This window comes from Thioalkalicoccus limnaeus (assembly GCF_041197575.1).
Classification (GTDB): Bacteria; Pseudomonadota; Gammaproteobacteria; order Chromatiales; family Chromatiaceae; genus Thioalkalicoccus; species Thioalkalicoccus limnaeus.
This window is the reverse complement of sequence record NZ_JBDKXB010000006.1, coordinates 142,616-162,563: the sequence shown is the minus strand read 5'-3', so window position 1 is coordinate 162,563 and position 19,948 is coordinate 142,616. Positions and strand designations below refer to the sequence as shown.

At 65.6% G+C, this 19,948-nt stretch carries 14 protein-coding genes and 1 pseudogene; 6 read left to right on the top strand and 9 right to left on the bottom strand.

The window, feature by feature from the left end:
• The 3 genes and pseudogenes from ABC977_RS07305 to rbp all read left to right on the top strand — a co-directional run.
• On the top strand, window positions 1-637 hold a 637-nt coding region (locus ABC977_RS07305; protein ID WP_439849173.1), incomplete at its 5' end, for an Lhr family helicase.
• Window positions 637-1,421: pseudogene (locus ABC977_RS07300) on the top strand (DNA-formamidopyrimidine glycosylase family protein). The gene ABC977_RS07305 and the pseudogene ABC977_RS07300, both read left to right, overlap by 1 nt.
• 286 nt (window positions 1,422-1,707) lie before the next feature.
• On the top strand, window positions 1,708-1,992 hold the full coding sequence (gene rbp / locus ABC977_RS07290) for an RNA-binding regulator (protein WP_369666584.1): 285 nt from the start codon (window positions 1,708-1,710) through the stop codon (window positions 1,990-1,992).
• A gap of 159 nt (window positions 1,993-2,151) precedes the next feature.
• On the opposite strand, the gene ABC977_RS07285 is transcribed toward rbp, so the two are convergent.
• Window positions 2,152-2,895 (bottom strand): ferredoxin--NADP reductase, encoded by a 744-nt coding sequence (locus ABC977_RS07285; protein ID WP_369666583.1) that lies wholly within the window; start codon window positions 2,893-2,895, stop codon window positions 2,152-2,154.
• A gap of 167 nt (window positions 2,896-3,062) precedes the next feature.
• Between ABC977_RS07285 and ABC977_RS07280 the strand changes: the two genes are divergently transcribed.
• Complete coding sequence (locus tag ABC977_RS07280; RefSeq protein ID WP_369666597.1) at window positions 3,063-3,608, top strand: glutathione peroxidase; 546 nt, start codon at window positions 3,063-3,065, stop codon at window positions 3,606-3,608.
• Entirely contained in the window at window positions 3,605-4,378 is a 774-nt protein-coding gene (locus tag ABC977_RS07275) for a competence/damage-inducible protein A (protein ID WP_369666582.1), read from the top strand. The genes ABC977_RS07280 and ABC977_RS07275 overlap by 4 nt, the downstream gene beginning before the upstream one ends.
• Window positions 4,379-4,568: 190 nt before the next feature.
• Here the strand turns inward: ABC977_RS07275 and ABC977_RS07270 are convergent, their stop codons facing one another.
• From ABC977_RS07270 to ABC977_RS07235, 8 genes are all read right to left on the bottom strand, one after another.
• On the bottom strand, window positions 4,569-5,699 hold the full coding sequence (locus ABC977_RS07270; RefSeq protein ID WP_369666581.1) for a site-2 protease family protein: 1,131 nt from the start codon (window positions 5,697-5,699) through the stop codon (window positions 4,569-4,571).
• A 109-nt stretch (window positions 5,700-5,808) separates the two neighbouring features.
• Window positions 5,809-7,551: a malto-oligosyltrehalose trehalohydrolase gene (treZ, locus tag ABC977_RS07265; RefSeq protein ID WP_369666580.1), complete on the bottom strand. Its 1,743-nt coding sequence runs from the start codon at window positions 7,549-7,551 to the stop codon at window positions 5,809-5,811.
• 2 nt (window positions 7,552-7,553) lie between these two features.
• Window positions 7,554-10,208, bottom strand: coding sequence for a malto-oligosyltrehalose synthase (gene treY, locus ABC977_RS07260; protein ID WP_369666579.1), 2,655 nt, complete (start codon window positions 10,206-10,208; stop codon window positions 7,554-7,556).
• A complete protein-coding gene (gene glgX / locus ABC977_RS07255; protein WP_369666578.1) occupies window positions 10,198-12,318 on the bottom strand; it encodes a glycogen debranching protein GlgX in 2,121 nt (706 codons plus the stop codon). Before glgX ends, treY begins: the two co-directional genes overlap by 11 nt.
• Window positions 12,319-12,467: 149 nt before the next feature.
• Window positions 12,468-14,333 (bottom strand): glycoside hydrolase family 15 protein, encoded by a 1,866-nt coding sequence (locus ABC977_RS07250; RefSeq protein ID WP_369666577.1) that lies wholly within the window; start codon window positions 14,331-14,333, stop codon window positions 12,468-12,470.
• A 37-nt stretch (window positions 14,334-14,370) separates the two neighbouring features.
• The gene (locus ABC977_RS07245; RefSeq protein ID WP_369666576.1) at window positions 14,371-16,188 is read right to left on the bottom strand and encodes an SLC13 family permease; all 1,818 of its coding nucleotides are present in this window, start codon (window positions 16,186-16,188) and stop codon (window positions 14,371-14,373) included.
• 232 nt (window positions 16,189-16,420) lie between these two features.
• Entirely contained in the window at window positions 16,421-17,035 is a 615-nt protein-coding gene (locus tag ABC977_RS07240) for a mechanosensitive ion channel family protein (protein ID WP_369666575.1), read from the bottom strand.
• Between the two features lie 220 nt (window positions 17,036-17,255).
• Complete coding sequence (locus ABC977_RS07235) at window positions 17,256-18,470, bottom strand: hypothetical protein (protein WP_369666574.1); 1,215 nt, start codon at window positions 18,468-18,470, stop codon at window positions 17,256-17,258.
• A gap of 212 nt (window positions 18,471-18,682) precedes the next feature.
• Here ABC977_RS07235 and ABC977_RS07230 point away from each other — a divergent pair, with 212 nt between their 5' ends.
• A complete protein-coding gene (locus tag ABC977_RS07230) occupies window positions 18,683-19,732 on the top strand; it encodes a class I fructose-bisphosphate aldolase (protein WP_369666573.1) in 1,050 nt (349 codons plus the stop codon).
• Window positions 19,733-19,948: the final 216 nt, after the last annotated feature.

Sequence of the window (19,948 nt, the reverse complement as noted above, 5' to 3'; positions counted from 1 at the left end):
CGAACGCGCGCTCGCACGCGCTGAACAGTTGCTCGAACGCTACGGCCTGGTCAGCCGCGAGCTGGCCCTGGCCGAGGACTGCCCGGGCGGGTTCGGCGCGCTCTATCCGGTCCTCGAGGGGCTCGAAGAGGCCGGCCGCGTGCGCCGCGGCTATTTCGTCGAGGGCCTGTCTGGTGCCCAGTTCGCGCTGCCCGGCGCGCTCGAGCGCCTGCGCGCGGCGCGCCCGGAGCGGGAGGACCGGGACGCCTTGGCAACCGATGTCGTGCTGCTCGCGGCGCTGGATCCGGCCAATCCCTGGGGGGCAGTCTGGCCCTGGCCGGCGAGCGGCGACGAAACCGCCCGGCCGCGTCGCGTGGCCGGGGCCTGGGTCATCACGGTCGCCGGACGGCCGATGCTCTACCTCGGGCCCGGCGGCCGGCGACTACAGACCTTCCCGGTCAACGGCGGCGATGATCGGAGCTTCGCGGCGGCCTTCGAGGCCCTGCATCGCTTACCGCGCCGGCGCACGCTGGTCATCGAGCGGATCGACGGACAGCCGGCTCGCGAATCCGTCCACTACGCGACGATGCGCGAGTGTGGTTTCATCGATGACTATCGTGGCCTGGCCGCCGAGATCGGCCAACGGCGGGCCAGCTGATGCCGGAAGGGGATACGGTCCACAAGCTCGCGGACTATCTGCGACCCCGCTGGCAGGGCCGGTCGATCACCGCCGGCCTGGTGCGGCTCGCCGAGCCGATCTCGCTGGCCGGGCGTCGGATCGACTTGGTGCAGGCGCTCGGCAAGCACCTGCTGATCGGGCTCGACGATCGCACATGGTTGCGCTGCCACCTCGGCATGTGGGGGTCCTGGCATCGATACCGGCTAAACGAGCCCTGGCAGCGGCCGGCGCGCGAGGCGGCGATCGAGCTCGAGATCGATGGGCAGGTCTATGTCTGCTTCCGGCCGCGCGAGGTCGAACGACTGCGCGATCAAGGGCTACGCCACCGGCAACTGGCCGCCGGGCTCGGGCCGGACCTGATCGATCACGAGGCCGAGCTGCGGCGATCGTCCGCCGGGCGCGCGAGCTCCTCGCCGGAGCGGCCCCGCTCGTCGACCTGCTGCTCGATCAGCGCATCGCCGCCGGGATCGGCAACGTCTACAAGGCCGAGATCCTGTTCCTCGAGCGTCGCCACCCGCTGACGCCGGTCGAGGGCCTCGACGACGAGGCCCTGGCCGCGCTGTATCAGCGTGCTGGCCGGCTCTTGCGCGCGAACCTGGGCGGCGGACGCCGGATCACACGCCCCGCCGACCGCGGCAGCAGGCTCTGGGTCTATCGCCGCCGCGGCCACCCCTGCCTCGTCTGCGCCACGCCGATCGCCTATGCCCGGCTCGGCACCGACCAACGCGGGACCTACTGGTGCCCACGCTGTCAGCCGGCTTGAAGGGTGTGGAGATCGAAACCCTGCCGATGCCGGCTCGCTGAACGGATGGGGCGCATGAGAGCGGCTTTCGACATCGGGAATGTCACCGGCTCGTGCATTCGGCGCTGGAAGGTGTTAGGCTTGCCATGAACTAGCCGGTCCGTGTCGATTCCTTGGATTTCTGCGCGCGATTCCTAGCCTCCCGTTCGTTGCCGGATGCCCGGCAACGCCGCTGTCGAAGAGCCTTTCGTGCGTCTTTTTTCGATGGTGCCCAGTCCCACGCACGAAATCCAAAGGCAATGACACCATGAATATCTATGTCGGTAATCTCCCCTACAGCGTCACGGACGATGATCTGCGCGCGGCCTTCTCCGAATTCGGCGAGGTCTCGTCGGCCAGTCTGATCAGTGACAAGTTCACTGGCCAGTCGAAGGGCTTCGGTTTCGTCGAGATGGCGAACAACTCGCAGGCCGATGCGGCCATCAAGGCCCTGAACGGCAGCGATATGAAGGGGCGGAACATCACCGTGAACCAGGCCAAGCCGAGAGGCGACCGGCCATCATACGGCGGTGGCGGCGGCCGTCGTTACTGACCGATCGACCCTTTTGCCGGGCCGATTGGCCCTGTAGGAAGGCGGTCGATTAGATCGCAAAGACCCTTGCCCAATCGCAGGGGATCGAAAACGGGGCCGAAAGGCCCCGTTTTTTTTGAAGAAAGATCGCCAGTCTCAAGTCGCCATTCGGGCTCGGGATCAATGGTAGTGCTCGGTCGTGTAGTGACCGGGGGTTTGGCGTCGGTGTCGGGTCAGCCCGCGCGTCTCGAGGATGACTTTGACCTCTTTGATCATCTCGGAATTGCCGCAGAGCATCACGTGACTGCGCGCCGGATCGATCGGGGCGCCGACGCGCCGTTCCAGGTCGCCTGCGACGATCCGGTCTGTGATCCGGCCGGGCAGCGCCGCCGGATGGGCCTCGCGACTCACGACCGGGATGAAGGTGAAGCGCTCGCGCTGGGCATCGGCGATCAGCGAGAGGGTCTCGCCGTAGGTCAGATCGTCGCCTTGACGAACGCCGTGAACGAGGATCACGCGCTCGAACAAGGCCCAGGGGTCGTCGGTCCGCAAGATCGACAGATAGACACCGAGGGCGGTTCCCGTCGCAAGCATCCACAGTTCGCGTCCAGGTCGCACGCCCTCGAGCGTGAAGATGCCGTTCGGTTTCGCCGAGATCCACAGGCTGGCGCCCGGGTCCAGGTGGGATAACGGCGGCGTCAGGGGCCCGGACGGGATTTCGGTGAAGTAGATCTCGAGCGGCCTCTGATGTGGCGGATTGACGAGCGAATAGGGTCGGCCGACGCGGTCCCCATCGATATCGAGGGCGACTTTGATGAACTGTCCGGCCGTGAAGTCGGCGATCGGGGCCTCGAACTGCATGCTGTACAGCCCTTCCTTCCAGCGCCGCTTGGCGATCACCCGGCCTTTGATCCAGTCGCTCATGAACCCCTTCCTCATCGATTTCGCATAGAACCATTAGTGTCGCAGATCGGTGCCGACGCTCGACTTTTCAAAGGCGACGGGGCGGCGCCCGATTGGAACGACTGCCGCGGATCCCCAGATCCGTCGCCAGGCGAGTGTGCGTCTTTCCACCCCGCGGAGCAACCATGATGAAGAACCCGCTCTTGGTCCTATCGCTGGCTGCGATGGCCACGGCCGCGTCGGCCGAAACGCGTCCCTGTGCGCCGTTGCTCGACCACGAAATGCGTCGGCTCGCGTCGGACGAGACGGTGCATCTGTGCGACGCCTATCAGGGTCAGGTGATCCTGATCGTCAATACGGCCAGTCGCTGTGGCTTCACGCCTCAGTACGAAGGACTCGAAGCCTTGTACCGGGCCTACCGGGACCGTGGGCTGGTCGTGCTGGGGTTCCCCTCGAACGACTTCATGAATCAGGAACCGGGCACCGAAGAGGAAATCTCCGAGTTCTGCCGATTGACCTATTCGATCGAGTTTCCGATGTTCGAGAAGGTCCAGGTGCGCAAGGGCGAGGCCCATCCGCTGTTCCAGCGGTTGGCCGAAGCCGGGGCCGCCTATCCGAAGTGGAATTTCTACAAATACCTGATCGATCGTGAAGGTCGTCTCGTCGAACACTATTCGAGTATGATCGCACCCGATAGCAAGCGCGTTACCGCCGCCATCGAGCGGCTTCTGTGACGCTCGATCGAGATGCCGGCGGTGTGGCCTCGTCGGTCGCCTTCGGGTTGATCCTGATCGGCGACGAGTTGCTCGTCGGCACGCGCGAAGACCGGCACTTCCGGCATTTTCGCGAGTGTCTCAGCGAGCGCGGGCATGCCCTGCGCTGGTGCTGGATCCTGCCCGACGAGCCAGATCTTCTCTCCGAGCAGTTGGCGCATTCGATGGCCGGCGCCGATCCGGTCTTCGTCTGTGGCGGCATCGGTGCGACCCCCGATGATCATACGCGGTGCGCGGCGGCGACCGCCGCCGGCGTGCCGCTCACGCGTCACGAGGGTGCGGCAGCGTTGATCGAGGGGCGCTTCGGCGCGCAGGCGTATCCGCACCGCATTCGGATGGCGGATCTCCCCGTCGGCAGCGATCTGATCGCGAACCCTTACAACCAGATCCCGGGTTTTGTGCTGCGTCGCCATTATTTTCTTCCAGGCTTTCCGGAGATGGCCTGGCCGATGGCCGAGGCCGTGCTGGAGCGCGACTATCCTGGGCGGTCCCCGCCATTGCGGGAACGATCTGTGCTCGTGCGGGGTGTCACCGAAAGCCGCTTGATTCCGATGATGGAGCAATTGGCCGCCGAGAGCCCGCAGCTCAAGCTGTTCAGCCTGCCGCGCCTTGGCCCGGAGCCATCGGTCCAAATCGGTTTTCGGGGGCACGACGGGATCGACCTGGCCTTCGCGGCGCTCTGCGAGCTTTTGACGCGCGAGGGCTTGCCGTTCGACCCTGGTTTGGACTGACGCCTGGTCCCTCAGGCGGCTCCAGGCCGCGGCGTTTCTTCCGGTGGACCGCCCATTCAGGGGTGCTACGGGGCGCTTGTCTGTCTCCGATCCGCTGTCATCGGCTCGCGTCCGTCGGGTGCCGCGGTGTGTTGATGACCTCCGTCATCTGGTGAACCGCCGCCGGGCCGCGACCGGATGCGCTCATCGGTCATTTCTGTTCCAATTCGGAACGGACCTGCAAGAAGTGCAGCAGATCCTTCAGTGCCAGGATCCCGACGATGCGCTCACCCTCGGTCACGATCAGACGACTGGCCTTGTGACGCCGCATACGCTCGAGGGCCTCGTTGGCGTCCTCGTCGGCTGCTACGCGGGCGTCGTCACCGACGTCACGACAGATGTCGCCGATGCGCGTGCCATCCCACTCCTCCCTCGGAATCTGCTTGGCCTCGCGAAGACCAGCCTGGCCGACGAGCCGTCCGTTGCGCTCCACCGGAAACAGGTCGAAGGCATGGTGGTAGACGTAATGCTCGACGAAATCGCGGATGCTGGTCTCGGCGGGCACCGCGACCGGGTCGGTGGTCATGAAACGGCGCACGCGTCGGCCGGTCAGGGCCTGTTGGATCATCAGTTGCCGATAACCGGCCCCGGCAGCGGCATGGAGAAACAAGCCGATCAAGAGCCACCACATGCCGCCGATGAAGTTGCCGGCCACGAAGCTCAGGAGCCCGAGGGCGACGAGCAGAAGCCCGAATGCCTGGCCCATGCGCGATGCCCAGCGCGTCGCCCAGCGCAGGTCCCCCTTCAGTTTCCATAGAACGGCTCGAAGCACCCGCCCGCCGTCCAGCGGAAACGCTGGCACCATGTTGAAGACGGCCAGCAGCAGGTTGATGAACGCGAGATAGCCCGCCACGCCAGCGAGAGGCTCCGGCAGACCCAACGCGTTCAGGCTCACCGCGAGCAGATAGAAGACAGCCGCGAGAAACAGGCTCGCGATGGGGCCGGCGATCGCCATCCAGAACTCGACCCGCGGCTCCTTCGGTTCGGCCTGTATCTCGGCCACGCCGCCGAACAGGAACAGGGTGATCCCCCGCACGGGCAGCCCATAGCGGCGCGCCACCACGGAATGGCTGAGCTCGTGAAACAGCAATGAGAAGAACAGCCCCAACATGCCTGTCAGGGCCATCAGCCAGTAAGTGGCCGGCGCCAGTTCCGGATAGGCGTAGGGGAACAGACCTTCGGCCAGCGACCAGGTGACCAGCAACGCGAGAAAGAGCCAGGTGACGTTGGCGCGTATCTCGAATCCTAGTACACGAAACAGGCTGTAGGTTTCACCGAACATAGGGACTCGTGGAATGTGCCGGGGCGCGCGTTCGTTCAAAGTCTAGCAGGGTTCGGGCGAGCGGCTCGGTCGCGCAATGGATCCGGGGGGGATGGTACAGGAGCGGTGGCTAGTCCATCTCGGCGAGGATCGCCACGGATTCCCCGGGTAGCCCGATGGCTGCGTCCCGCAGCTCGATGCCGGGGGTGGAGGCGAGCCGCAAGCCGAGGTGCGCGGCGTCTGCGGCAAGATGCAGTTTTTGTCTTTGCTTTCCGAGGTTGCAGACGAGGATCAGGTCAGGGCGCCGCAGGGTCAGGCAGCATCGCTGTTCGTCGACGCTGACCCGGAGCCGATCGAGACGGTCGTCGGTAAAGGCCGGGTGATGGCGTCGCAACCGGATCAGCGCCCGGTGCCAGTCGAGGATCTCCGCATGGGGGTGCTGCACGGGTTCGGCCCAGTCGAGCCGGGAGCGCTCGAAGCTGTCGTCGGACTGCGGGTCCGGGATCGTCTCTGGATCCCAGCCGAAGGCCGCGAACTCCTCGCGCCGGCCGTTGCGCACCGCCGCGGCAAGCTCGGGGTCGCGATGATCGGTGAAGTACAGGAATGGGCTCGTCGCGGCCCATTCCTCGCCCTGGAACAGCATCGGCACGAATGGTGAGGTCAGGACCAGGGCCGCTCCGACCTTCAACAAGCCCGGGGAAAGGAGCTGGCTGCTGCGCTCGCCAGCGGCCCGATTGCCGACCTGATCGTGGTTTTGCAGGCAGCCGACGAAACACCGGCCCGGCACGTCGGCGGCAGGACGTCCATAGGAGCGCTTCCGGAAACGGGAGTAGGTGCCGTCGTGGACGAATCCGCGGGTCAGCACCTTCGCGAGGTGTCCGAGTTCTCCGAAATCGGCGTAGTAACCAGCGGATTCACCGGTCAGTGCCGCGTGCAGGGCATGGTGGAAGTCCTCGTTCCACAGAGCGTCCAGTCCGTACCCTCCGCTCTCCACGGGGCGGATCAGACGGGGATCATTGAGGTCGCTCTCGGCGATCAGCGCCAGGTGCCGCCCGATTCGGCTTTCCAGCCGCCGGACCTCGCCGGACAGGGCCTCGAGCAGATGCACGGCGGAGGTGTCGACGATGGCGTGGACCGCATCGATGCGCAGCCCGTCGAAGTGGTAGTCGCGCAGCCACATCAGCGCATTGTCGATGACGAAGCGCCGGACCTCGTCGCTGTGGGCCCGGTCCAGATTCACGGCGTCGCCCCAGGGCGTGCTGTAGGCGTCCGTGAAGTAGGGGCCGAAGCGGCCGAGGTAATTGCCATCGGGCCCGAGGTGGTTGTAGACGACGTCGAGCAGCATGGCGAGCCCGCGGCGGTGACAGGCATCGACCAGGCGTTTCAGCCCGTCCGGTCCGCCATAGGCGTGATGGGGTGCGAACAGGTCGACCCCGTCGTAGCCCCAGCCTCGCTCACCGGGAAATTCCTGCACCGGCATCAGTTCTAGATGCGTAAGCCCCAATTCGACGAGATGATCGAGTTTGCCGATCACCGCATCGAAGGTGCCCTCGGGGGTGAAGGTGCCGACGTGGAGTTCCCCGATGACAGCGGCGGAAAGCGGTGGTGCGCGCCACGCCGCGTCGCGCCATGCGAAGGTCTCGTGGTCGACCCAGCGCGAAGGCCCATGCACACCGAAGGGTTGCCACGCCGAGCGCGGGTCGGGGAAGGGGCCGTCGCCATCGACGCGAAAGCCATAATCGACACCGTGCACCAGGTGGTCGGCCTCGAGCCTCCACCAGCCGCCGTCCCGCCGTGCCATTGGCCTTTGGGTTCCGGCGCAGTCGAGCACGACCTGCTTTGCATTCGGTGCCCAGACGCTGACGAGGGTCATGGTCAGGCCTCCTCCATCTGTTCGAGCAGCGCGACCGGGAAGGGCGCGAGCAGGTCGGCCACCGGTGTGCTTCCACCGTTCAGTAGCGCACCGGTGAAACGATTCTGCCAGCGTCCCGGCGGCAGCGGCAACCGGGTGTCCTGCCAGTCGTCGCCGAGACCGATCACCAGGCGGGGGACCAGAATCAGGACACCCGCCCCGCGCAGGTAGGCGACCGCGTGCTCGGCCTTCGCCCCGGCGGCGGCGAGCGGCTGATAGGCGCCGTTCGGACCGAACATCTCCGGTCGGCGACGGCGCAGGGCCAGGGCCTCGCGGATGATCCACAGCTTGGGCAGCCCGTCATCGCTCCGAGCGAGGATCTCGGTTGGCGAGAGGGTGTCCAGCTCGGCGAGGAGGTGGTGGCGCTGTTCGAAGTCCACCGGCCTGCGGTTGTCCGGATCGACCAGGCTCAGATCCCAGAGCTCGGTCCCCTGGTAGAGATCCGGCACGCCGGGAGCGGTGCACTTGATCAGGGTCTGCGCAAGGCTGTTGACGCGACCCGGATGAACCAGCGGAGTTACGAAGGCATCGATCGCCTGCCGAAAGTCGCGGTTGCCGAGCAGGCCGAGTGCGAAGTCCAAAACCGCTTGTTCGTACGCGGGATCGGGTTGCGTCCAGCTCGTGTGAACCTTGGCCTCGCGGATCGCCTTCTCGAGGTAGGTGGTCACGCGTTCGCTGTCGATCGGCCAGGCGCCGACCAGGGTCTGATAGAGCAGGTACTCGGTTGCCGGGTCCGGCCCCTCGCTCGACCGGTGGCGAGCGTGACGCCGCATCCATTCACGCACGGTCGTGGTCCAGACCTGCGGGATCTCCGACAACAGGAGCAGGCGCGCCCGGACGTCCTCGCTGCGCTTGGTGTCGTGCGTGGAGCTCGCGAGCATCGCGCTCGGGTGTCGCATCAGGGCGACTCGACAGGCTTCGTGAAAATCCGCAACGGACAGTCCGAAGCGCTTGGGGTCTCCGCCGACCTCGTTCAGGGCCACCAGGCGATGGAATCGGTAGAAGGCGGTGTCTTCGACGCCCTTGGCCATCGCCGGCCCCGTCAGTTGCTGAAAGCGCAACGCGAGCTCGGCCTCTAGATCACCGTCGATATGCAGCAGGAGCAGTGCGCGCAGAAAATCGAGGAGCTCCTGATCCAGGTGTGGCGCCTGGGCGCGAGCCCGGTCGATGGCCGCCTGGACAGAGCGGATATCGGTCTCGGTGGGGTCGGCACCCTGTGTCACGTAGGTTCGGTAGACGGGAAAGCAGGTGGCAACCTCGAGAAGCGCCTCATGGAGTTGCTCGCGCGTGTAGTCGCGATGCCGGCGATGTCGTTCGCAGATCGTGATGAACAAGGATGTCAGGCGTTGGACTTCGCTGCCGAGAAGCTCCCGCAGCACCTGGCGCTTGCCGAGGTCAACGGTGCCGGCAAAGTCCGCCGCGTGACCGGTGATCTCCTCGTAGAGTTCGGTCAAGGGGGATTCGCCGGACGGGTCGACGAAGAGGCCCTGCACGCGGTTCAGGAAGTCATAGCCGGTGGTGCCCGCGATCGGCCAGTCGTCGCGCAGTCGTTCACCGGGCTCGAGGATCTTCTCGGCCAGGATCCAGGCGTTCGGGCACGCCTCGCGCAGGCGCCGAAAATACTGGCCTGGATCCCGCAGCCCGTCGGGGTGATCGACCCGCAGACCCTGCACCGAGCCCTCCTGCACCCAGCGGATCGGCAGGGCGTGAATGGCCTCGAACACCTCGCGCTCTTCAACGCGCAATCCGGCCAGGTCGTTGATATCGAAGAACCGGCGATAGCCAAGATCCTGGGCCGCGGTTCTCCACCAGGCCAGGCGGTAATTCTGTCTGCCGATCAGGAGGTCCAAGGCGTCGGGGCTCGTGTTGATGCAGTCCAACTCGACCTCGACCGCCGCGAGGGCCGCGGCGTCCTCGTGGCAGATTTCATCCAATAGGCTGCGTATCACCTCCTGGTCGCGTTGACGGCGCTCCGCCGGGTCGCGGGCGGTGAGCAGAGGGCGCGGCAGGCGGGCGCAGGACTCGGCGAGAAAACCCAGCAGTTCGACGCGGCTGCGACGATAGACCCGCTGCAGCAAGGTATCGAGCGAGGAGGGGTCGATCGGGAAACAGTGTTCGCGATAGTGCAACCTGAAGCGGCCATCCCGAAACCGGATCTGCAGCTCGCCGGCTTCGAGTACCCGGCCGTAGTGATCGCCCAGCACCGGCAACAGGACCTTGTTGGGCCAGCGCTCCTCGGACGATTCCCAGTCGACGTCGAACCAGGGTGCGTAACGGCTCGACGGCCCGTTCTCGAGGACGTCCCACCACCAGGGGTTGTCAGCGCCGGCAATGGCCATGTGATTGGGGACGATGTCCAGTACCTGCCCCATGCCGGCCCTCGCGAGCGCCGCGCATAGCCGTTGGCGGGCCCCTTCTCCACCCAGTTCCCGATTCACGCGGCAGGGGTCGACCACATCGTAGCCGTGGGGGCTGCCCGGGACCGCCTGAAGGAAGGGTGAGAGGTAGACGTGGCTGATGCCCAGCGCGGCGAGATAGGGCACCAGGCCGACGGCGTCGTCGAGCGTGCAGCCCCGATCAAGTTGCAGGCGGTAGGTCGCGATGGGTTCAGTCGGCACGGCGCAGGACCAGGATGGAACGAGCCGCGACGGGGAGGACACGGCCCGCCGCGAAGGTCTTCTGGTCGTGGCTCCAGCCGGTGCTCGTGTCGAGCTCGCGAATCCAATCCTCGGCCCAAGCGCGACCGGGCAGCGTAAAAGCCAAGGCCTCGTGATGGGCATTGAAAATCAGATAGAAATCGTCGTCGACGATGCGTTGACCATCCGGGCCGGGCGCGATCAGCGAATGCCCACTGATGAACACGCCGAGCGACTTCATGAAGCCCTCCCCCCAGTGTTCTTCCGACATCTGTGCGCCATCGGGTGTGAACCAGGCGATGTCCTTGATGTCATCGCCGTGAATCGGTCGGCCCTGGAACCAGCGGCGGCGACGGAACACCGGATGGTCCCGCCACAGGCGGATCAGACGGCGCGTGAAGCCCAGAAGCTCCTCGTCGGGCGTCTCCCAGTCGTACCAGGAGATCTCGTTGTCCTGGCAGTAGCCGTTGTTGTTCCCCTGCTGGGTGCGGCCGATCTCGTCGCCCCCGAGCAGCATGGGGACGCCTTGGGACAGCATCAGCGTGACCAGGAAATTGCGCTGTTGTCGTTGCCGTAGCGCATTGATGTCTGGGTCGTCGGTCGGTCCTTCGATCCCGCAATTCCAGGAGCGGTTGTGGCTTTCGCCGTCTCGATTGTCCTCGCCATTGGCCTCGTTGTGTTTCTCGTTGAAGGACACCAGGTCGCGTAGCGTGAATCCGTCATGGGCGGTCACGAAGTTGATGCTCGCGTGCGGCCAGCGCCCGGACAGTTCGTAGAGATCGGAACTGCCGGTGAGCCGGTACGCGAATTCCCCGAGCGTTTGGTCCGTGCCGCGCCAGAAATCGCGGACGGTGTCGCGATACTTGCCGTTCCACTCGGACCAGAGCGGCGGGAAATTGCCCACCTGATAGCCCCCCTCGCCGAGGTCCCAGGGTTCGGCGATCAGCTTCACCTGACTGATGACCGGGTCCTGCTGGATGATGTCGAAGAACGCCGAGAGGCGATCGACCTCGTGTAGCTCGCGGGCCAGCGTGGACGCGAGATCGAAGCGAAAGCCGTCCACGTGCATCTCGAGCACCCAGTAGCGCAGCGAGTCCATGATCAGTTGCAGCACGTGCGGATGACGCATGTTCAGGCTGTTGCCGGTGCCCGTGTAGTCCATGTAACGGCGCGGATCGTCGGCAACCAAACGGTAGTAGGCGGCATTGTCGATGCCCTTGAGGCTCAGCATCGGGCCCAGATGGTTGCCCTCGCTGGTGTGGTTGTAGACCACGTCGAGGATCACCTCGAGGCCAGCCCGGTGTAGGGCCTTGACCATATTCTTGAATTCCCGCACCTGGCCGCCGTCGGAACCGTCGGCCGCGTATTCGTTGTGCGGGGCGAGGTAGGCGATGCTGCTATATCCCCAATAGTTGCGCAGACCACGCTCTTCGAGAAAGGCATAGTGGATGAACTGGTGGACCGGCATCAGTTCGACCGCGGTGATGCCGAGATCGATCAGATACTCGATCACGGCCGGATGCGCGAGGCCGGCGTAGGTTCCGCGCAGAGGCTCCGGGATGGCCGGGTGACGGGCCGTGAGGCCCTTTACGTGGGTCTCGTAGATCAGGGTCTGGTGCCAGGGGGTGCGGGGATGGCGGTCGTCTTCCCAGTCGAACGCGGGGTCGACGACCACCGACCTGGGTACGAAGGGCGCGCTGTCCAAGTCGTTGAAGGATCCATCGGGATCATCGAGACGATGGGGAAACACCGCCTCGTCCCATTCAACGGCGCCGTCCACGGCCTTGGCATAGGGATCGAGCAGGAGCTTCGCCGGGTTGCAGCGGTGCCCATGGTCGGGGTCCCAGGGGCCGTGCACCCGATAGCCATAGCGCTGTCCCGGACCCACGTCCGGGAGGTGGCCGTGCCAGCGAAAGGCCGTGACCTCGGTCAGGTCGTGGGATGCGGTCTGCTGGCCGTCGGCGCCGAAGAGGCAGAGCTCCACGCGATCGGCCACCTCGGAGAACAGCGAGAAGTTGGTGCCCTTGCCGTCGAAGCTGGCCCCGAGTGGATAGGGCTCGCCCGGCAGCACGGTTGCGGGTTCCTGGTTCATACGGGCTCCTGGGATCGGGTGGTGCCTGTCCCTTGGTGTCACCGCGAAAGAATCTCGGTGGCCGTCCTGGCGTCGGTCTTGGCCGCAGGGATACCGCGGCGACGGCCGGGGGCTCCCTCAGTATAGGTCGCGGAGCCGGAGGCGGGTGATTAGGAAGAGGGTTCTCCGGAGGTATGCGGGGTATCGCCACGCCCCATGTGCGATGGGGTCTGCAGGGCGCGCCCCAAGTTCACGCCGGTGGAGATCAGGCCCATGTGGCTGAAGGCTTGGGGAAAGTTTCCGAGGAAGGCGCCGGTCGCTGGGTCGATCTGTTCCGACAGCAGGCCCAGCGGATTGGCCCGTGCGCACAAGGCATCGAAGAGTTCCATCGCCGCGTCCAGTCGGCCCTGGCCGAGGAGGTTGTCCGCCAGCCAGAAGCTGCACAATAGAAAAGCACCCTCGTGTCCGGGCAGACCGTCCGGCGATTCGTCGGGGAGATAGCGGTACAAGAGCCCGTTCCCGGCACCGAGCCGGCGCGTCACGGCCTGCGTGGTCGCCACCATCTTTGGGTGGTCCGCTGGAATGACGCCGCGCAGCGGCAGCGCCAGCAGGCTGGCGTCGATCCCGCCTCCTCCGAGATGCTCGGTCAGCGATTGCAGACGCGGATCCCAAGCCTGTTCCAGGATGGCTGTGCGAATGCCCTCGGCCTCCGTCCGCCAGCGCTCCATGTCTCCTTCCTGTCCCGCGTCTTGGGCCATCCGCGCGCCGCGATCCAGCGCCACTGCGCAAAGGGCCGCGGAATAGGTGAACGGCCGACCCGGGGTGCGCACCTCCCAGATTCCGTGGTCGGGGATCCGCCAGTCGGTCGCCGCTGCCTCCACGAGCCGCCGGAGACGGTCCCATAGCGCGGCGTCGAGCGTGCCGCCCCAGCGGATCCAGCGATACGCGCAGTCCAGGATTTCGCCGAACACGTCGTGCTGTCGCTGGTCGGCCGCCGCGTTACCCCAACGCACCGGGGCCGAACCTCGGTACCCCTCCAAGCCGCTGTCCAGCCGTTCCGGTGGCGGCGGTTGCCCATCGACATCATAGAGCACGAGCGGTCGGCCGGCACGGTCGACCGCGTCGAGCACCCAGCCCAAGAACCCCGCGGCCTCGTGTCCCATCCCGATGCGCCCCAGCGCGTAGACAGAGAAGGCCGCGTCGCGAATCCAGGCGTATCGGTAGTCCCAGTTACGAGGTCCGCCGATTGCCTCCGGTAACGAGGAGGTCGGCGCGGCGATGATGGCGCCGGTCGCGGTGTGGTCCATCAGCTTGAGCGTGATCGCGGCCCGACGCACCAGGGGTTCTTGCGGGCCCGCGTAGTGGTAGTGGCGCATCCAGCTTCGCCAGGCCGCGATCGTGTCCGCAAGGATCTCGTCGGGCGGCTTCGGGTGAAAGCGGTGGCCTGCCGATCCCCAGGCCAGGACCAGATGGTGCCGGGTTCCCGCCGCGAGCGAATGCGTGCTGTCCAGGCTGTTCAGCGACAGCGAGGAGGCGAGATGCAGTTCAAGCTCGGGGTGCCGGTGCGGCCGCAACGCCAGGCCGCCCGCATGTGGATAGGCGTGGGCGCCGCCCCATGGCTCGAGGCGGATGCGTATCTGGATGCGGCCCTGGAGCACTTCGATCGTCCTCAGGAGTTCTCCCCGCGCCGCCGCGGTATCCTCGGACAGGTCTGCACCGGCGCGCAGGGTCAGTGCATCGGTGATTCGGAGGCGGCCGTCGGGACCGCACATCTCGGTCACGAGCACGCCGGTGTCCGGCTCGTAACGCTGGGATGCGCCGGTCAAGGGCTCCGCCGTCACGGAAAAGGTGCCGCCATGCGTTCGGTCTAGCAATCCGCAGAAGAGGGGTTCCGAATCGAAACGGGGGACGCAGAGCCAGGAGATCGCGCCATCGCGGCCGACCAGCGCCGCCGTGGCACCGTCCCCGATCAGGCCGTGATCCTCGATCGGCAGATAGCCGCCTCGTCGGAGCGGTGGTCTCTCGGAGACCTTCAACCGAACCCCCTGCGTCGTCGCACGCCGTGGCGGCAGATCACAGCAGCCACAGCCACCAGATGCCGAGGCTGGTCACGACCATCAGGAGCAGATTGAGGGGGGCCCCGACCTTCGCGAAATCGGTGAAACGGTACAGGCCGGTGCCGTAGATCATGGTATTGGTTTGGTAGCCGATCGGCGACAGGAAGCTGGTCGAGGCCGCGAACATCACCGCCAGCACCAGTGCGAAGATGTCGATCTGCAGGATGTTTCCCAGCGCGATCGCCACGGGTACCAGGATCACCACGGAGGCGTTGTTGCTGACCAGTTCGGTGAGCAGCGTGGTGACCAGATACAGCGCCATCAACACCAGGATCGGATGCCAGGTGTCGGCGTGGTTGGCCAAGAGTCCGGCAAGCAGATCGGCCCCGCCCGATTTGGTCATCGCGATGCCCAATGGAATCACGCCGGCGAGCAGGAAGATCACCGGCCAAGAGACCGCGCTGTACATGTCCTTCTTGTCGACACAATTCGTCGCGACCATCGCGACCACGCCGAGCAATGACGTGATCACGATCGGCAGTGGCGTCAACGCGGCGCCGAGCACGACGGCGGCGAGGATGCCGCCGGCGAGCCACATGCGGCGGCGGTCGACCTCGTCCTGGCTCTCTTCCAGTATGAACAGATCCTCGGTTCCGCGCAGACGGGCCAGCGCCGTGCGCGAGATCTCCAGCAGCGCGGTCCCACCGACCTCGAGCGGCTCGTCGGCAACGCGGCGTTTCGCCAGGGTCTCCTTTTCCAGGCCGATCAGCCGCGCCTGATAGCGATCCCAGAATTTCGCGGCACGGACCTCTTTGCCGTCGAACAAACGGGGATTGCGGAGCAGCACGCGAACGAGTTTGCCATCGCCGCGAACCCGGCTGGATTCGCCCGATACCGAGAGGACCTGGACCTTGTCCGAGCGGATCAGGTCCATCACCTGTCGCAGTTCGGCGTGGACCTGGATGATATCGTCCGGACGGATGCGGATCTCCTTGGCGCGCTTGATGTGGACGGTGTCGCCACGGATGAGCTTCAGCACCTCGACGGAGGCATTGGATGCGAACCCGGTCTCGTCCAGGGTCTGGTCAACCAGTGGGCTGCCGGCCGAAATGCCCAGTTCGATGATGAAGCGGTCCTCGTCACCGCCCAGCCGGATCAGGTCCTTTTTCGGCATCAGCCAGCGACCGACGGTCACGAAGTAGATCAGGCCCACACCCAGCACGATCAGGCCGAGGTGCGTGAACTCGAACATGCCGATCTGACGTCCGAAGTCCTCGGTCTCCGCGAGGATCGACGAGGCCAGGATGTTCGTCGAGGTACCGATCAGGGTCAGGGTGCCCCCGAGCATGCCGAAGAAACTGACCGGCATCAGCAGCCGCGAGGCCTGCATCTTCAACCGCCGTGCCATGTCCAGGATCAGCGGGATGGCCACCGCGACCGCCGCGGTGTTGTTGATGAATCCGGAGATCAGTCCCAATAGTGCCGCGATGATCAGGATCATGCGCAGTTCGGACGTCCCGACCATCGGAAACAGCCGTTGGCCGAGGACATGAATCACGCCTGAGCGTTGGATGCCGGCCGACAGAATGAACATTGCGAGTACGGTGACCGTGGCTGGGCTCGAAAGCCCAGAGAGACCCTCGCTGACCGTGGGGAAGGCGGCCTGAAGATCGATGCCGCGCTCCAGCAGCCAAGGGGAGTGGAACAGCAATGGAATCGCGATCAGCGTGATCAGGATCAGGATCGCGGTGATGTCCAGCGGCAGCTTCTCGCTGGCGAAAAGGTAGAGGGCTGCGGCGATGATGGTGAAGACCAGCGCGATTTCGACGGTCACCTGTCGTCTCCTGGAAGCACCCGAAGGGTTGCCGTTCGTGGGCCGGTTGGGCGCGCGGGGGAGCATCGCGGCCGGTCGTCCGAGGTGGCCATAGTGTCGCGCAAAGGTGGCCCGGCCAGAAGTGGCCGCCGTCGATGCTCCAGCGTCGCCTGTGGGCCGGGTTCGAGGGTTTCGGCTCTGGTGCGAGGTCGTTTCAACTGGGTGTTCCGCCGAGGTTAGCCAGGTGTCCGGCTCAGGAGGTCGCCTGATCGACCGATAGCGGCGCCATGGCCGCCGCGGCGCCCAATCGCCGCAGGGCGGCCTTGCCGCGCAGCGTCAGATCGGAGACGAAGCGAAACTGCTGCCGCGGATCGATCGGATAGGCCTTGACGCGGTAGTGCGTCCCGAACGGACGCTCTTGCGCGATGACCAGGATCGGCTTGTCGATCTCGAGGAACGGGCTGGTCAAGGCCACGTCGCTAAGCGTCTGGGAGACCGCATGGGGATCGTGATCGGGTCGCAGGTAGAAATGGGCCACGCACTGCAGGCTGGGACCACCATTGTTCGCATTGTGGATGGCTTGGTTCCAGAGCTTCAGATGCGGGATGCTGACCGAGTTGTCGTCCGGGGTCACGAGCTTGATCGTGCGCGTTCCAACGTGTTTGACCTCGCCATAGACGCCGTCGACCTCGATCCAGTCGCCCGGTCGGTAGGGCAGTTCGAAGGCCGAGACCAGGCCCGCGATCAGGCTGCTGACGTAATCCTTCAGGGCGAACCCGACGGCGATGCCCACCGCGCCCAGTAGCGCGACCATGTTCCGCAGCGAAGGCTCGATCAAGATCGGCACGATCCAGATGGCGGCTGCCATCAGGATCAGCAGGCGCGTCAGCGGTATCGACGCGAAGAGCAGGGAACCTTGGGCGGTCGTGCAGCCGGTTCGCGATCCAGGATAGGGCCTTTTGCGAGGCGACGATCAGGATCAGTGCCAGCACGACGACGACGGCGATCTCGAGCCACGCGGAGGTGTCCATTTGGTTGAAGAGGTTGGAGAGCTCCACGCCGGTATCCATGCTGTTGCCTCGCTGCATTCAAAAGGCGTCGACCAGGTAGCCGTGCGACCTCAGGAACTCCCGCACGCCGGGATAGCCCAGGGCGGAGACGCGCCAGACGTCGTCCTGGCTCTCGACCAGTCCCATCGCTTGCAATCGCAGCAGATTCGACATCAGCTGGGTCCTCGGCGGCGGCAGCAGATCGGCCAGGGTCGTGGCTGGGAGGCCATTGTGCAGCAGTAGGGTGTGGAGGATGAAGATCAGATCTTCGCTGGTTTCGACCGGCAGCACGGGGGTCTCGATGCCCGACGCGAGCCAGACGACATCCTCGTCCGCACTCGGATCCGGCGAGGGATCTGGGGCATCGGAAACCCGTGCGTGCGCCGTTTCCGGCTCTGTGCGCAGGCGCCGGCGCCAATACTCCCGGGCAATGGCTGGATTGCCGCGGCAATGAGCGGCCAGTTGCCGCAACTCGCGACTGGTCTCTCCGTCGTCGGCCCCGGACGTCAAGGGTTCGCCGGTACGGGCGTTGCAGAAGCGCACGGACGGTCGCGGGCCGGCGAGACGCGATGCCGTGAGGTACCGGGCCAGGGATCGCCCGTCGAAGGCTTGGAGCGCCAGGACCGTGGGATTGGGGATCGGCCAGACGCGCTGGAGGTAGGCCCAGGCCCAACTGTCACAGCCGATGATCCCCGCGCCCCATTGGCCCCGGGCCGCCTGTTCGAGCAGGTCGCGCACCAGCCAGAGGCCATGGGCGTGGCGCAGGAACCAGCGTTCCAACTCGGGTATGACCCAGGGGCCGTCGGAAGCCTTCCAGTGTCTGCTGGCATCCCTTTTCTCCGACAGGATCACGGCGGGATCAGGCGCTTCGTGGACCGCTGCCGCCCGTGGACCAGCCCACTCGCGCAGCATGGCACCGTGGTCGATATGCGGCTGGCCGATCAGCACATAGAGTCCGGTTTCGCGGCCGGCTGTCTCTTGCCGGGGCGCCAGGAACCGATCCAGCGCCGTCGCGGGCTCGGACCAGTCGATTGGCGGTACGAGCTGCTCCAGTCGCACCGTTGGCAGCGCGCGCAGGTCCTCTTCCGCTTTGGCGTGGGTCTCCACGGATCCTTGCGGCAACTGGAAGAGGCTCCGCAAAGAGTGCCATCTCTTTTTCGCCAGGTTCAGTTGGGTGTCGGAGGGGAGCGCAAAATCCCCGATGGGCACGACTTCCCAAACCGGGGTGCTCGACTCGTCATGAGCTTTCGTCATCTGGATGTTTCGCTGCTCACGTCTGCGTCTCGGTGTAGGGGATCGAACCTTCGAACCATCCGATCCTCGAAGCTCCTGGGGGCGCTGTGATCATCGGCAATCCTGGCCGACACCCGCGCGCGGCACACTGCCTCGCTGGAGACGCAGAGTGTGGCGCGTGACCCCAGGGTCAATTCTAGCTCGAATGTTCTCGAGAACAGCCGGAGGAATCCATGACCGATATCGCCGCATTGCTGGGAGATGAGGCCGAGGATCTGTTGGGACACCAGTGCCGAGGCATCCCCAAGGACATGTTGCACCTGCCGGGCCCCGACTTCGTCGAGCGGGTCATGATGGATTCGGATCGTAAGCCGGGCGTGCTGCGCGGTGTCGCCACGCTGCTCGGGCACGGGCGCCTCGGCGGCACCGGCTATCTGTCGCTGCTGCCGGTGGATCAGGGGGTAGAACACTCGGGCGGGGCCTCTTTTGCCCCCAACCCTTTGTACTTCGATCCGGAGAACATCGTCCGCTTGGCGATCGAGGGTGGCTGCAATGCGGTGGCCTCCACCCTCGGGGTACTAGGCTCGGTGGGGCGCCGATACGCGCACAAGATTCCCTTTCTGGTCAAACTCAACCACAACGAGATGCTGACCTACCCGACGATCCACGACCAGACTCTGTGGGCGTCGGTCGATCAGGCCTTCGATATGGGTGCGGTGGCGGTGGGGGCGACCATCTATTTCGGCTCTGCCGAGTCGCGGCGCCAGATCCAGGAGGTCAGCGAAGCCTTTGCCCACGCCCATGAGTTGGGGATGGTGACCGTGCTCTGGGCCTACCTGCGCAACTCGGCCTTCAAACACGAGGGGGTCGATTACCACGAGGCGGCGGACCTCACCGGCCAGGCCAATCACCTGGCGGTGACCGTCGAGGCGGACATCGTGAAGCAGAAGCAGGCCACGCGCGACGGCGGCTATACCGCGATCGGTTTCGGCAAGACCCACCCGCGGGTCTACGCCGAGCTCTCCGGCAGCCACCCCATCGACTGGGTACGCTATCAGGTGGCGAACTGCTATCTGGGCCGCGTCGGCATGATCAACTCCGGTGGCCCGTCGGGGAAGGATGACCTGCATCAGGCGGTGCGCACGGCGGTGATCAACAAACGGGCCGGTGGTATGGGCTTGATCTCGGGGCGCAAGGCCTTCCAGAAGTCGATGGAGGACGGGGTGCGGCTCCTCAACGCCATCCAGGACGTCTATCTGTCGCCGGAGGTGACGATCGCCTGAAACTCATGCGAGATGAGGCGTGCAGGATGCCCCGGCCTCGCGCGACCACAGGGCTTCGTTCGCACGCTCGCAGACGGCCCAGAGCTCTTGACATCGCCACGGGGCAAGCGCGACACCGCCGAGCGGGTGTCACGAGCCCTCGAGTCCTTGAAGGGCCATGGCTCATTGGAGATTTGGTTGGCCGGTCGAGTGAACGAGCCGCGACAACAGCGATCG